This is a genomic window from Ammoniphilus soli (assembly GCF_040813775.1).
In genome coordinates this window covers 206,518-220,762 of record NZ_JBEGDL010000009.1, presented here as the reverse complement: position 1 = coordinate 220,762, position 14,245 = coordinate 206,518, and the positions used below count along the sequence as shown (strand labels likewise).

Annotated in this window: 14 protein-coding genes and 1 other annotated feature; all 14 genes read right to left on the bottom strand. The window is 43.7% G+C overall.

Annotation, left to right across the window (positions count from 1 at the left end):
- Positions 1-28: 28 nt before the first annotated feature.
- The 14 genes from ABLT31_RS18765 to wrbA all read right to left on the bottom strand — a co-directional run bounded on the left by ABLT31_RS18765 (position 29) and on the right by wrbA (position 14,177).
- A complete protein-coding gene (locus ABLT31_RS18765; protein WP_367754397.1) occupies positions 29-463 on the bottom strand; it encodes a hypothetical protein in 435 nt (144 codons plus the stop codon).
- 14 nt (positions 464-477) lie between these two features.
- Positions 478-918 carry a type IV pilus modification PilV family protein gene (locus ABLT31_RS18760; protein ID WP_367754395.1) on the bottom strand — a complete coding sequence of 147 codons (441 nt, stop codon included), beginning with the start codon at positions 916-918 and terminating at the stop codon, positions 478-480.
- A gap of 8 nt (positions 919-926) precedes the next feature.
- Entirely contained in the window at positions 927-1,892 is a 966-nt protein-coding gene (locus ABLT31_RS18755; protein WP_367754393.1) for a hypothetical protein, read from the bottom strand.
- A gap of 384 nt (positions 1,893-2,276) precedes the next feature.
- A complete protein-coding gene (murC, locus tag ABLT31_RS18750; protein WP_367754391.1) occupies positions 2,277-3,650 on the bottom strand; it encodes a UDP-N-acetylmuramate--L-alanine ligase in 1,374 nt (457 codons plus the stop codon).
- A gap of 1 nt (position 3,651) precedes the next feature.
- A complete protein-coding gene (locus tag ABLT31_RS18745; protein ID WP_367754389.1) occupies positions 3,652-4,998 on the bottom strand; it encodes a bifunctional folylpolyglutamate synthase/dihydrofolate synthase in 1,347 nt (448 codons plus the stop codon).
- Between the two features lie 103 nt (positions 4,999-5,101).
- The gene (locus ABLT31_RS18740) at positions 5,102-7,759 is read right to left on the bottom strand and encodes a valine--tRNA ligase (protein ID WP_367754387.1); all 2,658 of its coding nucleotides are present in this window, start codon (positions 7,757-7,759) and stop codon (positions 5,102-5,104) included.
- Between the two features lie 50 nt (positions 7,760-7,809).
- Positions 7,810-8,051 (bottom strand) — a binding site (T-box leader).
- 58 nt (positions 8,052-8,109) lie between these two features.
- Entirely contained in the window at positions 8,110-8,772 is a 663-nt protein-coding gene (locus ABLT31_RS18735) for an ABC transporter ATP-binding protein (RefSeq protein ID WP_367754385.1), read from the bottom strand.
- Between the two features lie 5 nt (positions 8,773-8,777).
- A complete protein-coding gene (locus ABLT31_RS18730; RefSeq protein WP_367754486.1) occupies positions 8,778-9,977 on the bottom strand; it encodes an ABC transporter permease in 1,200 nt (399 codons plus the stop codon).
- Positions 9,978-10,289: 312 nt separating this feature from the next.
- Positions 10,290-10,697 carry a c-type cytochrome gene (locus ABLT31_RS18725; protein ID WP_367754383.1) on the bottom strand — a complete coding sequence of 136 codons (408 nt, stop codon included), beginning with the start codon at positions 10,695-10,697 and terminating at the stop codon, positions 10,290-10,292.
- A 17-nt stretch (positions 10,698-10,714) separates the two neighbouring features.
- Positions 10,715-10,855 (bottom strand): cbb3-type cytochrome oxidase assembly protein, encoded by a 141-nt coding sequence (locus ABLT31_RS18720; RefSeq protein ID WP_367754381.1) that lies wholly within the window; start codon positions 10,853-10,855, stop codon positions 10,715-10,717.
- 37 nt (positions 10,856-10,892) lie between these two features.
- Positions 10,893-10,973, bottom strand: coding sequence for a hypothetical protein (locus tag ABLT31_RS18715; protein ID WP_367754484.1), 81 nt, complete (start codon positions 10,971-10,973; stop codon positions 10,893-10,895).
- Between the two features lie 18 nt (positions 10,974-10,991).
- Entirely contained in the window at positions 10,992-11,378 is a 387-nt protein-coding gene (locus tag ABLT31_RS18710; protein ID WP_367754482.1) for a cbb3-type cytochrome c oxidase subunit II, read from the bottom strand.
- Between the two features lie 27 nt (positions 11,379-11,405).
- The gene (locus ABLT31_RS18705) at positions 11,406-12,779 is read right to left on the bottom strand and encodes a cbb3-type cytochrome c oxidase subunit I (RefSeq protein WP_367754379.1); all 1,374 of its coding nucleotides are present in this window, start codon (positions 12,777-12,779) and stop codon (positions 11,406-11,408) included.
- A gap of 789 nt (positions 12,780-13,568) precedes the next feature.
- Positions 13,569-14,177 carry an NAD(P)H:quinone oxidoreductase type IV gene (wrbA, locus tag ABLT31_RS18700; RefSeq protein WP_367754377.1) on the bottom strand — a complete coding sequence of 203 codons (609 nt, stop codon included), beginning with the start codon at positions 14,175-14,177 and terminating at the stop codon, positions 13,569-13,571.
- Positions 14,178-14,245 lie beyond the last annotated feature (68 nt).

Sequence of the window (14,245 nt, the reverse complement as noted above, 5' to 3'; positions counted from 1 at the left end):
CATCTTTCCTCCTTCGTATGTAGAATGATTAGGGAATCCTATAATAAACGGAGTTCTTAATATTAAACTGTTTCCCATCTAACTCAACATTCAAATCTATTTCTATTAAACGGGGGTTGATAACAAAACGTGTATTTCTATAGCTTTCCCCATACATTTTTATACTGTACCCATCTATTAATAAGTCCGTTTCGGTTACATGCAAAACAGTAGCTCCGGTATCCCTTCTTATAATCCTGTCAGATTTTACTTCAAGATTTGCATAATCTTCATTTCGTAATCTTTGGAGTACTTGGTCCATCGCTAAATCAGCGATTTGTCTAGAATTGGTCTTGTGAACGATGGTATTAAAGTCCCTAAAAACAGCATGATTTACATACAAAATGGCCGACAATATGAACGTGGCGATTGTAAGTGCTGCAAGCAACTCAATATACGTAATACCCTTTTGATTTCCCTTCATGCTATGCACTCCAATTATGGATTCTTTCTTTTTCCCAGGTACCCAACTAGTTCATAAGTATTATTTGAGTCTTTTTGCACACTAATTTTTATCTTTAAAACATCGGTGTTAGCCAGAAGCGTTTTTTCCTCATTACTAATAGGATTTGGATTATATACAGCATCAAGAAGGTTCGGACGGATTGTTACTTTATATTCAGCTCCGTTTACTGAGACCACCTTTTCGCTGGTTAATCTATTTGCCATACTTAGAGACCATTCCGCCTGTGCCTTTTGTCTGATCATTTGCATTTCATTTTGGGCGATGTTAATCATGGTCATGTTTTCATCATCCACTTGAATTCGTTCTACATTTTTCGTAAATATGTTTGGAAGAAGCATGATCACTAGGCTTAATATCGATACAGCCGCTAATACTTCAACGAGCGTTAACCCTTTCTCACTAAATAATTTCACATTTCACCTCAGTATTGTATTTTTAGATTAGATACATTACTGTCTGTATTTACATTTGTAGAGCTAATCGTAATTGAGATGCCGCGCTGATCAGGAACAACCCACGTAGGCTTAGCAATATTTACAGGTATCTCTTGATTAACAAACTCTTTAAAAACTATCAACCCATTATTAAGACTGGCTAACGTTTGGGGGTTACCATTATTAGTCATAGCGAAGTGTAAAGTGTTACAAATAATGAACTGGTTTACTGGAATATTTGAGTTCTGGTTAATTAGCAGATAAACCGTATCGGCTTTAATTACTTTTCCATCTATAGATGCAGCCGACCCCGAACAAATGGCGGAGCTACAAGATGTGGGTATTGAATTTTTCAAGTCTAACAATACCCAGCTGTTATCATTAGCAGGTTTAATCCTCATTAAAGGACTAGTATCACCTATAGGAGGCGGCATGGAAGCACCATTTACTAGATTTGGTTGAAGATTTTTATTTCTCAATGAAACAAAGGATGGTTCGGCATTCTTGTGGATAACCAATGATCCCCCGATATTGGCTGTTGTTATTATGACATTGGAATTCACTGATCTTGTAACTTCCCCAACGGTAGCCTTACCTGTTAAAGTAAACCGATAAACACCATTGGAGGACACAATCGGTGATGTCTCTAGTTTCAATTGGCTAGATTCATTAGATACCGCCCACTTTGCTTGATTAATTAATCTATCGACATCATTTGATTCATATAGTAAAAAAGCGTCCTTTTCATGACGAGTCAATAAAACACGATATCCTATTTCCAAAGCCCCTTCAGCTAAACTAAGCGCTTGAGCCTCTTCACCTGATCTCAAAACATTTTTGTATCCTTGCAAACTAGTCTGTAAAACTACAGGCGTAAAAACGGCAATAACAAGGACAATAAAGAGGGTTAACAGGAATATATTCCCCCTCTGATCGGATAGGTAACTCCTCATAATTTCTGTCCTTTCCACAACTCAACAAATTTCGCCAATCTAATAAAATTATACACGAATTATAGATAAAAGAATTAAAAACAAAAGGACAAGTGAGGTGGTAATTTGTGTTGCGAGCCTAATTGTTACAAATCGTTCAAAATTACTTAAAATAGATCAAAAAAAAAATCTCCATTTAGAATAACTCTTAATGGAGACTTAACTATATAGACACTTGCAAATTTATTCCTTTAATCTCAGTGCAATCTTCCTGCTTATTGCGCCACTTCACCTAACAATTGCGTCTATTTCCTTATTAATTGCATCACTTTCCTTAATTATTGCGTCTATTTCACATTTATTGCGTCGATCAACTCAAGAACGAGCAAAAACCTGTACCTGCTCCTACTCCCTCTCCAACGCCTCCGCCAACTGATCAGCCACTTTCCATATGTCCCCTGCTCCCATCGTGATTACAAGGTCGCCCGGCTGCACTGCTTCAATAAGATAATTGAAGACATCGTCTTTGGTTGGCATAAATACCACATTCTCATTGGAGTTTTGCTTGATTAAATCAACCAATGCCTGTGCGGTAACTTCCATTTTCGTGTCATTCGCGGGAGAGTAGATGTCTGCAATGACCACTCGATCCGCCTCAGCAAATGCCCGGCTAAATGCATCCAGCAGGAAAAAGGTTCGCGTGTAGCGCTGAGGCTGGAATACAGCCCAAATCCGGCGGTTCGTCGACTTCGCGGCTTGGATAGTCGCTTCGATTTCAGTTGGATGGTGGGCATAGTCATCTACCACCAGGATATCCTTCGCTTCTCCAATGACTTGGAAACGACGCTTGGCACCACGGAAGGCCTTGATCGCTTCCGCAATCGCAGGAAAGGCTATTCCTGCCTGCAAGCAAACAACAATAGTCGCCAAAGCATTCAATACATTGTGCCTCCCAGGAACAGACAGCTTCACTTGCCCTAATGGCTGATTTCCTTTTTTCACGTTAAAGGAGACCGTACGGTCGCCATAAACAATGTCGTCTGCCGTAAAGTCTGCCTGAGTTTCCAAACCATAAGTAATATAATTGCACTTTACATCAGGCAGCATTTCCCGGATATACTCATCGTCTAGGCAAACAATCGCGGTGCCCTTTTCTCTTACATTTGCGAGAAACTTACGGTAGGCCTTCTTTAAGTTTTCGAAATCACCCTCATAATTCTCCAAGTGATCTGGCTCAATATTGGTCACTACAGCGATTTCCGGATGGTACTGGAGGAAAGACCCATCGCTTTCATCCGCTTCAGCCACAACAAAAGGCCCTTTTCCCGCTCTCGCATTGCTGCCAATATCGACAATTTCACCGCCAATAATGTAAGTGGGATCAGCACCCGCTTTTTCCATAACCAATGAAATCATGGAAGAAGTCGTTGTTTTTCCATGGGCACCTGATACAGCTATACCTGAACGCTCATTTAGAATGCGGGCGAGCATCTCGGAACGATGGATCAGCGGAATCTTGCGGCTCTCCGCTTCTTGCAGCTCGACATTGTCTTTGGGAATGTCCGTTGAATACACGACGACATTAGCTCCTGTTACGTTTTTCGCTTCGTGTCCAATGAAAACTTGCGCACCGCGGGATTCGAGCTTATCTGTCAATTCCTTTCTTGCCATGTCAGAGCCGCTGACCTTATAGCCCATATCTACCAATACTCTGGCAATAGCGCTCATTCCGTAACCGCCAATTCCAATGAAATGAACGTGCTCGGTTTTTGTTGACATCTCATTCACCAGCCTTTTCCTTAGAGTCGGAGCAGGAAACTTGCGCTTTGCCCAGTGCCTTCAGTATATCAGAAATAAAATACAATGAGCCTGTTGCAAGCATAGGTTCACCTGAATCTACCATTTCAAACCATGATTCGAATGCTTCGTTCCATGGAGAAATCCTTTTTACTTGAAGTGTAGGATCCTCATCGTGAAACCACATTTCCAAGTCCCGTGAAGCCGCCGCCCTCGGATGGTCGGTGTCGGTTACTATCACTTCTTTGCAGACTTGAGCTAATTCATGAATCATTCCTTCAACCTCTTTATCCTGAAGGGCAGAGAAAAGCACCTTAAACTTCTGTCCGGGAAAACGCTCTTGCAAAGTGGCAAGAAGCGACTTCATCCCTTCCATATTATGTGCCCCATCCAAAATGAGGTATGGATTTTTTTGAACAATTTCAAACCTGCCTGGCCACTTCGCTTTCTTTAAACCATTTGCCAGATCTTCCTGTTCAAAGTGCACGGCATAATATTGTCGTAATATTTCCAGTACCATGACCGAAAGTCCTGCATTCCTAACCTGGTGCTCCCCTAGCATGGAAATGGACAGACTTGAATAGGAACGAAAAGGACCATGAAAGTCAAATTGCTCCGTACCAGCCACTACAGGTCCTCGGGAAAGGAAAAAGTCCTTCTCGAAGCGATATAAACGAGACTTCCTATTCCTGGCCGTTTCTTCAATGACCTTCAGGGCATCCGAATTCGTTTCCGTCGTAACTGCAGGAAATCCTCGCTTAATGATGCCCGCTTTTTCCGCAGCAATCTGCTCCAGACTGTCTCCTAAAATGTTAACATGGTCGAACCCTATATTCGTAATGACGGAGACCAGTGGAGTCACTACATTCGTTGAATCCAAGCGTCCTCCAAGCCCTGTCTCCCATATCACAAAATCAGGGTATTCCATGTTGGCAAAATATAATATAGCTAGCAGTGTCAATACTTCAAATTCAGTCAGCGTTCCCCATTCCGTGGATTCCGATTCTATCACAATAGGCTTAATGCGCTCCACTAGAGCGACAAAATCCTCCATCGGCATAGGCTTCCCATCGCAGCCAATATGTGTATTTATGGTCCCCATAGCGGGTGACGTAAACGTCCCCGTCCTGTACCCTGCTTCCTGTAAAACATGAGCAATATATTGTACCGTTGAACCCTTTCCGTTGGTTCCGGCAATGTGCACAAATTTTAAGCGGTGCTGCGGATGGTTCAATTTTTCCAGCGCCCATTGCATTCTTTCCAGACCTGGCCTGATTCCAAATTTTTGCAATCCCTTGATCCAGGCAACCGCCTCTTCAAATTGCCTCATCGTCCACCCTCATTTCAACCCAGTCCTATTAATTATATGTTCTTCTAATCCAAGCGATGACAGAGAGACAACCTGATCCCTCTGTCATCTTCGCCCTTTTTCTTTAGCTCTTTAACTCGGCAATGCGAGACTTCACAGTCTCAAGCTTTTCTTGGTAATCCCGGCCTTTCGCCCGCTCCTCTTCGACTACTTGCTCCGGCGCTTTGGCTAAGAAGCCTTGGTTGCTCAATTTCTTTTCTACACGCTCTACTTCTTTTTGCAAATTCTCTGCCTCTTTTTCTAGACGAGCAATTTCCTTATCTAGATCAATCAAGCCTGCAAGCGGCAAGTAAATTTCGGCACCCGTTACCACCGCCGAAACAACTTTTTCAGGAGTAGACAAGTTCAAGGAGATTTCGAGCTTCTCAGGATTACAGAAACGGCGAATGTATCCCTCTCCTTGCTGCAGAAGAGACAGTGCCTCCTCATTGGTCGGCTTGATCATTAGCTCGATTTTTTTGCTTAAAGGAACATTCATTTCTGCACGGATGTTTCTCACATTCCGAATGACGTCCATGAGCAAGCTCATTTGCTTCACAGAATCCGGATAATGCAACTGCTCATTCACTGTAGGCCATTGTGCAACTGTAATGCTTGTCCCTTGATGAGGCAAATGCTGCCAGATCTCTTCCGTAATAAACGGCATAAACGGATGCAATAAGCGCAACGTTTGCTCCAGTACATGGGAAAGAACCGATTGGGTAGTTTTCTTGGCTGCCGCATCTTCTCCGTATAAATGAGGCTTTGCCATCTCAATATACCAATCGCAAAGATCATCCCAAATAAAGTTATACAGCGTACGTCCTGCTTCACCAAATTCAAACTGCTCTAACAGCCTTGTAACCCCTTCAACCGTTTCGTTCAAACGTGTAAGAATCCACTTATCTGTTGTTCCTAATGGGCCAGACAAGTCAATATCCTCCACTGTAATTCCCTCAAGATTCATTAACGCGAATCGAGATGCATTCCATATTTTATTGGCAAAGTTACGGGCTGCCTCTACGCGCTCCCAACGGAAACGCTGGTCATTCCCTGGCGTATTCCCTGTTGCCAGCATAAAACGCATCGCATCCGCACCATATTGTTCAATGACTTCCATTGGATCCACGCCGTTTCCAAGCGATTTGGACATCTTCCGTCCTTCTGCATCGCGAACCAATCCGGTAATTAAAACGTTTTTGAACGGATTTTGATCGGTAAATTCATGGGCAGTGAACATCATTCGAGCAACCCAGAAGAAAATGATATCGTAACCCGTAACCAGCACATCGGTTGGGTAGAAATGCTTCATATCTTCGGTTTGATCCGGCCAGCCTAGGGTAGAGAAAGGCCAAAGAGCCGAACTGAACCAGGTATCCAAGACGTCGTTGTCCTGTTGAAGACTTTTGCTTTCACACTTGGGACAAGCATGAATATCTTCACGAGACACCGTCATCTCTCCACAATCCCCACAGTACCACGCAGGGATTCGATGTCCCCACCACAGCTGACGAGAAATACACCAGTCGCGGATATTCTCAATCCAGTGCAAGTAAATTTTTTCAAAACGATCCGGAACAAATTGAACCTTCTGTTCCTCCTTTTGACGTTTGATCGCCTCTTCTGCCAACGGTCCCATTTTTACAAACCATTGAGTCGAAAGATACGGCTCAACTACCGCTCCGCTGCGTTCGCTATGACCCACTTGGTGAATATGTTCTTCAATCTTGAAGCAAATCCCTTGCTCCTGAAGATCAGCAACGATTTTCTTGCGGCAAGCGAATCGGTCCAGTCCTTGGTATGGGCCTGCATTGTCATTCATTGTCCCCGTTTCATCCATCACTAGAATTTGCTCCAACTGATGGCGGTTCCCTAATTCAAAGTCATTCGGGTCATGTGCAGGTGTAATTTTTACGGCTCCGCTACCGAATTCTTTATCTACATAATCATCCGCTACAATCGGAATTTCCCGACCGACGATCGGCAAAATGACCGTTTTCCCAATGAGATGCTGATAGCGCTCATCCTCAGGATGGACAGCAACAGCCGTATCCCCGAGCATCGTTTCCGGACGGGTAGTAGCCACTTCGATGTGTCCAGTTCCATCTTTAAGAGGGTAACGAAGGTGATAAAGAGCACCTTTAACCTCTTTATATTCCACTTCGATATCCGAAAGGGCTGTCCGCGTTTGCGGATCCCAGTTAATAATATAGGCCCCGCGGTAAATCAGACCCTTCTCATAGAGACGAACAAATACCTCGCGGACCGCATTGGACAAGCCTTCGTCGAGGGTGAAACGCTCGCGGGAGTAATCCAGGGACAAGCCCATCTTAGACCATTGCTGACGAATAACTCCTGCATACTTCTCTTTCCATTCCCAAACCTTTTCAACAAACTTCTCCCGACCAAGGTCATAACGGGATGTTCCTTCTTCTCGAAGCATAGCTTCTACGCGAGCTTGAGTGGCAATCCCTGCATGGTCCATCCCCGGCAGCCACAGCGCATCGAATCCCTGCATGCGTTTGGCACGAATCAAAATATCCTGCAATGTATTGTTTAGAGCATGACCGATATGTAAGTTCCCTGTTACGTTCGGAGGTGGAATCACAATTGTAAAAGGTGTTTTCTCCGCATTTCGCTCGGCTTTGAAGTAATCTCCTTCAAGCCAATAAGTATACCATTTTCCCTCGGTTTCCTTCGGGTCGTATTTGGTTGGCATTTCCTTTGTTTGATGCTCCGACATCTTAAAATCCCTCCTGCACACCTGTATAAAAATGAAAAAACCTCTCCCATCCAAAGGACGAAAGAAGCTCGCGGTACCACCTTTGTTAGCAATGCTCATGCCATCCAGGCCATGAAGCAATGCTCCCTTAACCCTGTTAACGGTTGGGAACCGTTCCTTCCTAATCGTGCATACTTTCAGAAGGAAAACTCCTGGGCTACCTTCAGCAGCTACAATCCAAAGAAGTCTCCCAGCCAAGGACTCCTCTCTCTTGATGGCTTCACTGCCTAATCTTCCCACTCAGCGTCATCTGCTATAAAACTGAACCTATTTTACCAAATTACTATCAGCTTAGACAAGAGCAGGATGAATTAAACCACTTTGCCTTTTTCAATTCGAATCATTCGCTGTCCCTGCAGAGCAAGCTCCCGATCATGAGTCACCATAAGGATGGTTTTACCTTCTTTGTTTAGCTGTTTAAAGACGTCTAAAATAATCATGGCATTTTCCTGATCCAGTGCCCCCGTGGGCTCATCGGCCAACACGACTTCGGGATCGTTCATTAAAGCTCTGGCCATAGCCACTCTCCGCTGTTCCCCGCCGCTCAATTGAAAAGGTAAATGCTCAGCCTTGTCCGCTAGACCTACCTTTTCTAATAGAGCTGACGCTTGCCCCTCATCCGCTGCTTCATAGCGACCCGCAATGGTCTTAGGCAACATCACATTTTCCAAAGAAGTTAAGGTAGGAATCAAGCTGGGAAACTGAAAAACAAAGCCGCATTTTTGCGAACGAATCCCTGCTCTTTGAGCATCAGATAACGTCGTAACGTCCCGGCCATCAAACCATACCTTCCCTTCCGATGGTCGGTCAATCAAGCCAGCTATCGCTAAAAAAGTTGATTTCCCGCTGCCGGAAGGCCCCACAATGGAAAGGAACTCTCCCTTTTCTATCTCTACCGTGATGTCTTCTAAAGCATGAATCCATCTATCACGGTCTAAACGATAGCTTTTTTTCACTTTTTCCAGTCGGATCATAAGGGCTACTCCCCTTCCCGTATCGCTTCATATGGTTCCATTTTAATCGTGCTTCGAATAGGAAAAAACGCGGCCAATACCGATATTCCAACCGTTACCGCAGTCGTACCTAAGCCAATCACCAAACCGGAAGCCCAGTCAGGGAACAACAGAGGCAGCTGCAATACCTGCATGATTAGGATTCGATTATCGTACAGACCAGCCGCGGACATCAGGGAACCGATGCTGGCCCCCATCAACGAGGCCATCCCTGCCTCCAGCAGCAGCAACCGATAGGTTGCGCCCCTTGTTGCTCCCATCGCTCGCAGCATGCCAATTTCCTTGCGCCTTTCACTGATTAATGCCGTAAACATCGTGGCAACCTGAAGCGAGCTCATCACTAAAACCAGTACAATCATCAAATAGCTTAATAATTTCACAGGAAAGATTTGCGTGCTGATTAATTCTTGCAGGCCTTTTCCTTGCGCCACGTCCACTTCCGCATTTAACTTTTCAATTTCTCTCTTGACGAAGCTTTCCATCCCTGGGTCCGTTTTGACTAAGACAATGGAAATTTGGCCTTGGGGAAATTTCAGACCGGAGCCCTCTTTTCCATTCAGCTCGTGCGCGGCATCCATGTGCATGAAAATCGTATTATCTGTTCCCATTCCCGTTGGGAACATGACCCCTTTTACAGAAAAATCTTTCCCAAACAAGGTTACCCACTCTTCCACATATTCATTGTCATAGTGGAATAAAAAGTTCTCACCGCCTGCGGCAGAACCAATCAGGATATCATATTTACCTAATTCCTTTTTATTAGCCATCCAATGTCTCAGCGTAAAATCGGTTATGGGATCAAAAGCAACAATCGGAAAGTCCCCTTGGGTACGGCAGCAAACCGTCGAAACGGTCTCCAAGTAAATTTGGGCTGTTGCTTTTTCGACTTCAGGTATGGATTCGATACGATCTAAGACTTGCTTATCCATATAAAATGGCGTCGCGTTTCCGGAAATAATCAAATCCCCCGCCTGATTTCCAAAGCCTTTCGGTACAACCAGCAGGTCCGCTCCTAAACGACTGGAGCTCGCTTCAATGCTTCGTTCCATGGAATGCACAAAAAAATAGCTTGCAAATAAAATAAAGGCTGTTAAGCCTGCACTTCCCGCCAAAAGTAATGTCCGCGATATTTTTCGCTTTAGATTCCTCCAAGCTATGACCAGCATTCGATTCAACTTTTCCTCACCCCTTAAACACCATCTCTAGGATTACAAAGATAAATATAGAGGAAACTCGACAAAGTAATTTCTGCCAAGCCCCTTACAGGTCTCTTCTATTAATCGTGTAAACGGTGATGGAGATAATCCAGATGACTACAATAGTCCATAGGATATGATAAATAATCTGAACATTGCTTAGCATGATCTCGCCACCATTCCTTGTGTTTAGCCCCTCAAACAGATGCCCAACATTTTATTTTGACATCTGTGTAAATGACTAATGGATAGGCAAGGGGGGACAAAACTGTCCCCTTCTTCCTACTTTACAGTTTTCAAGTATTCGATCATAGAACCCATCTGGTCATCCGTCCATGCCGCTCCAAGAGCTGGCATGGAATTCCGGCCATTCTTCATTACATTTTTGAATTCATCTTCGCCAAGCCTATCAATAACACCTACAAGAGACGGTCCGATACCGCCAGTCAAGTCTGCACCATGACAGGCCAAGCATTGGCCGGCTTGTGCTTTGCCAGCTTCGGCACTAACTCCGGCAGGTGCTGCCATCGTATCCCGCTCATCGAGCGGACCGGCCAATAAAGCATACATGACCGCCCATACACCTAATGCCGTATATACAAAAATGAGTACTTTCGGGATTTTTCCGTGCCCTTGCTTCATCCCGTTAACCACATCTACATGTTCATCTTTATGATGGTTGTTAGCCATGACAGTTCCTCCCCTTACTATTCGTCTTCAAGCATTCTGTATTTAATCCCTTCTACATCCTCAAACTGGCCCATTCTTTTGGCTCCAAAATACATGAGAATGGCAGAAAACGAAAAGGTCGCCATAACCGTGATGAGCAGCAACGAACTCAAACTCATATTTTTTCCTCCTTCTCGCTGAAATTCCTGCGATTTCTTATTGTGCAGGCTTTAAACTCATTAAATAGGAAACGAGATCATTTAAATCTTCATCACTTAAGTAGTCATACTTGGGCATTATCGAGCCCGGAACAATTTATTGAGGGTTTTTCAAGTGAGCCAAGTTCCATTCAGCACTTGTACGCGCCCCTACCCACATCAGATCCGGACCTACCCGGTTGGAACCCCATAAGTGCGGTTCATCATTTTGATAGTCTCCTGGTACAGTAACTGGCCCGATATTCATTGCCAAGTCCGCTTTAACTGGTCGAACGACCTGAGTATGACAAGTGTTACATCCTTCACGAATATAAATCTCGCGGCCGGATGCTTCTGCAGATCCTTCCGCATAAGCTCTTGCTTCTGCATTTTTAGTCGTTTCCATCATTTGATCATCATAGAAAGGAAGGATAATCGTCGCAAACGTCCCCATCATGAATAAGACGACCGCTGCTATAAATATCCCTAGCGCGCTTTTTTCCATATCCACTGCAAATTCCCCCTTTACGCATTAAGCTATTGCTGTTGCCTCGTCAGAGTGGTCAGCCTTAAATGCCTTACCGACCCTAACGGTTTTATAAATGTTGTAAGCAAAGAAAAACTGCGCAAGAATCATTAATGTACCGCCCACGGCACGAACAGCAACAAACGGAGCAGCCATTCTGACGGTCTCAATAAATGGAGTAGCCTCCATCCAAGCAAAGCCTTGCATTACCCCGGCGATCCACATGCTAAAAGCGAAAATCAGGAAGCCTAAAACCGACAAATAATAATGCCAGCTCATCAGTGCTTTGCTGTAAATTTCTCTCCCTGTAATACGAGGAATAGCATAGTAAATCATGATAAATCCAATGAAAGAAAACGCCCCGAAAGGTGCCATATGGGCATGACCCGGAACCCAATGGGTATATTTAACTACTGCACTTACGGACATAAGCGCTTGGAAAGGACCCTGCAAACAAGCCATTAAATAGAAGATCATTGCTGTAATTAAAAACTTCAAACTCACGTTATCCTGTACTTGATGCCATTGACCTTTCATCGTTCCGATTACGTTAGCCAAAACGGTCCATACTGGAATAATCAATAGAATAGAAGGAATAATCCCGGCTTTCATTAACCAAAGAGGAATCGGACTGTTGACTAAGTGATGCGGTCCATTCCAAACATAAAACGTACCGATCGTCCAGAATCCAATCAAAGAAAGCTTATGGCTGTATAACGGCTTTCCTGTCAATTTCGGCAATAAATAATACATCGTACCAATACCCACTGTTGTAAACCAAAGACCCAAAACGTTATGTCCATAGAACCAGTTCATATTAGCCTGGATTGCTCCACCTACTAAAGGCGCAGGAACATTCCCAACGATCCAAACCCCTGGAAGCCAAATCAACGACCCTACGAAATACCAAATACTAACATATAATTGCTTTTCTTTACGATTTTTTATTGTCATATAAACGTTAATCATAACTAGCACAACTACAAACGCAACCGTAAGATCCAGCCATAAAGGCAATTCTGCATACTCTACCCCTGTACTATTACCGCTGGCTAGAGCTAAAACCGCTGCAACAATTCCAATGTTCCATAATACACACGTGATATTACCAAGCTTTTCACTCCAAAGCTTCGTACGAAGCAATTTAGGAACGATATAAAACATACAGCCTACGTTCACCATAGACAGCCATGCCAATAATACCCCGTTGGTATGGATCGGACGAACCCGCCCATATGTCAGCCAACTTGTTCCCCCTAAGAAATTTGGCGACATTTGTTTAATTGCTACGACAAGACCTGCCAACATGGAAATGAGCAGCCAGAATATGGCAGTGTACCAAAAATTTTTAGCTGCACTATGTTCCGCATTACTAAACATCTTATTACCTCCCTAATTTCAGTTAAACCTCTCCACCAGCACCAACCCATTCTCACTCTTAGAATATTTCTTCCTGAAATCATCCCTCCAACCATTAACACTATAGTTAAGGTGTTAATATTAGAATGTGCATTTTTTCACAAACTTTATCTATATTTATCTTATTACAAAATGGGAAACAGTCAATTCGAGAAATGTGAATAAGTTGTGAGGGCAATACTACTAAATTGTGACAGAAGTCACTCTCGTCGTTGAACATCTAGACCATCGTCTACATAAAATATTGATAAAAAGAGCTTCATTGAAGCATTTCAGGGAAGCCAGACCACCTTTAGAGGAAGCTTTTCCCTAGCTTTACATCAACCCTACGGGGTAAATTTGATAAAATAATTTTATCAAATTTGAGGGTTTACCCCTTGATGTAAAGCTAGGAAAATTTATGCGAAATAAGGATGATAAATCGAAGAAGTTTATCCTTTCTTATTTCGTAAAAGTACCGCGGGAAGGAGAATACAATGAATCGCTTGAGGTATAACCCCACATATTTGAAAATTAGAGCGGGAATACAACAAATATCCTTGCCCTTGGGCATTTTTCAACTTATCCGTACCCTTCTTTTGCCAACTTCCTTCGACGTCATATTGCTCATTCTTCTTGTCCTTTTGTATGTAGGAATTGAGTTTGATTGGTTTTAAACTTGTCAAAACAGGCTGGTGAACCCGAAAAAGAGGCTGTCTCAAAAGGTTGGTTTTACCCACCCTTCGAGTCAGCCTCTTCATTCACTATCGTTTATTGACTTCCTTTTTTCACCCAATCCGCGACGGTTACCACACGTTTTGCCTGATGCTTAACGGCTGCCTGAACATCTTCTTTCATCTTTCCATCTTGGTCAACGGAGACGCTGGTTCCATAAGGATTTCCTCCAGCTGCGAAAATGGACTGGTCTGTATATCCAGGAGCAACTACAATCGCTCCCCAATGATACATGGTGGTGTAAAGGGACAAGATCGTTGCTTCTTGACCGCCATTTGCATTCTGTGCGGAAGTCATGGCACTGACCACCTTATTGACGGTTTGCCCTTGGAACCAAATTCCGCCCGTTGTATCTAAAAATTGCTTCATTTGGGCCGCCATATTCCCGAAGCGAGTAGGCGTACTGAAAATAATGGCATCTGCTTCTACGATATCGTCAGGTGTAACTACGGGAATATCCTTTGTGGCTTCAACATGCGCCTTCCAAGCTGGATTCCCTTCAATAACCGATTGTGGAGCAAGCTCCTGCACTTTAAAGATTTTTACTTCTGCTCCTGCTTCCTTTGCCCCTTCAGCAGCCCATTGAGCCATCTGATAGTTAGTTCCTGTTGAACTGTAATAAACAATAGCAAGTTTGACGGACATGGCTTATGCCTCCTTAAATTGTTTGTTATATTTATAAACCCTATAGTTTCCCTATTAGTGGCCTAGTA

Excerpts from the sequence above, each read along its gene's own strand:
- ABLT31_RS18765 (WP_367754397.1), bottom strand. The coding sequence starts at position 463 with ATGAAGGGAAATCAAAAGGGTATTACGTATATTGAGTTGCTTGCAGCA.
- ABLT31_RS18755 (WP_367754393.1), bottom strand. The coding sequence starts at position 1,892 with ATGAGGAGTTACCTATCCGATCAGAGGGGGAATATATTCCTGTTAACC.
- murC (WP_367754391.1), bottom strand. The coding sequence starts at position 3,650 with ATGTCAACAAAAACCGAGCACGTTCATTTCATTGGAATTGGCGGTTAC.
- ABLT31_RS18745 (WP_367754389.1), bottom strand. The coding sequence starts at position 4,998 with ATGAGGCAATTTGAAGAGGCGGTTGCCTGGATCAAGGGATTGCAAAAA.
- ABLT31_RS18740 (WP_367754387.1), bottom strand. The coding sequence starts at position 7,759 with ATGTCGGAGCATCAAACAAAGGAAATGCCAACCAAATACGACCCGAAG.
- ABLT31_RS18735 (WP_367754385.1), bottom strand. The coding sequence starts at position 8,772 with ATGATCCGACTGGAAAAAGTGAAAAAAAGCTATCGTTTAGACCGTGAT.
- ABLT31_RS18730 (WP_367754486.1), bottom strand. The coding sequence starts at position 9,977 with ATGCTGGTCATAGCTTGGAGGAATCTAAAGCGAAAAATATCGCGGACA.
- ABLT31_RS18725 (WP_367754383.1), bottom strand. The coding sequence starts at position 10,697 with ATGGCTAACAACCATCATAAAGATGAACATGTAGATGTGGTTAACGGG.
- ABLT31_RS18720 (WP_367754381.1), bottom strand. The coding sequence starts at position 10,855 with ATGAGTTTGAGTTCGTTGCTGCTCATCACGGTTATGGCGACCTTTTCG.
- ABLT31_RS18715 (WP_367754484.1), bottom strand. The coding sequence starts at position 10,973 with ATGCCCAAGTATGACTACTTAAGTGATGAAGATTTAAATGATCTCGTT.
- ABLT31_RS18710 (WP_367754482.1), bottom strand. The coding sequence starts at position 11,378 with ATGGAAAAAAGCGCGCTAGGGATATTTATAGCAGCGGTCGTCTTATTC.
- ABLT31_RS18705 (WP_367754379.1), bottom strand. The coding sequence starts at position 12,779 with ATGTTTAGTAATGCGGAACATAGTGCAGCTAAAAATTTTTGGTACACT.
- wrbA (WP_367754377.1), bottom strand. The coding sequence starts at position 14,177 with ATGTCCGTCAAACTTGCTATTGTTTATTACAGTTCAACAGGAACTAAC.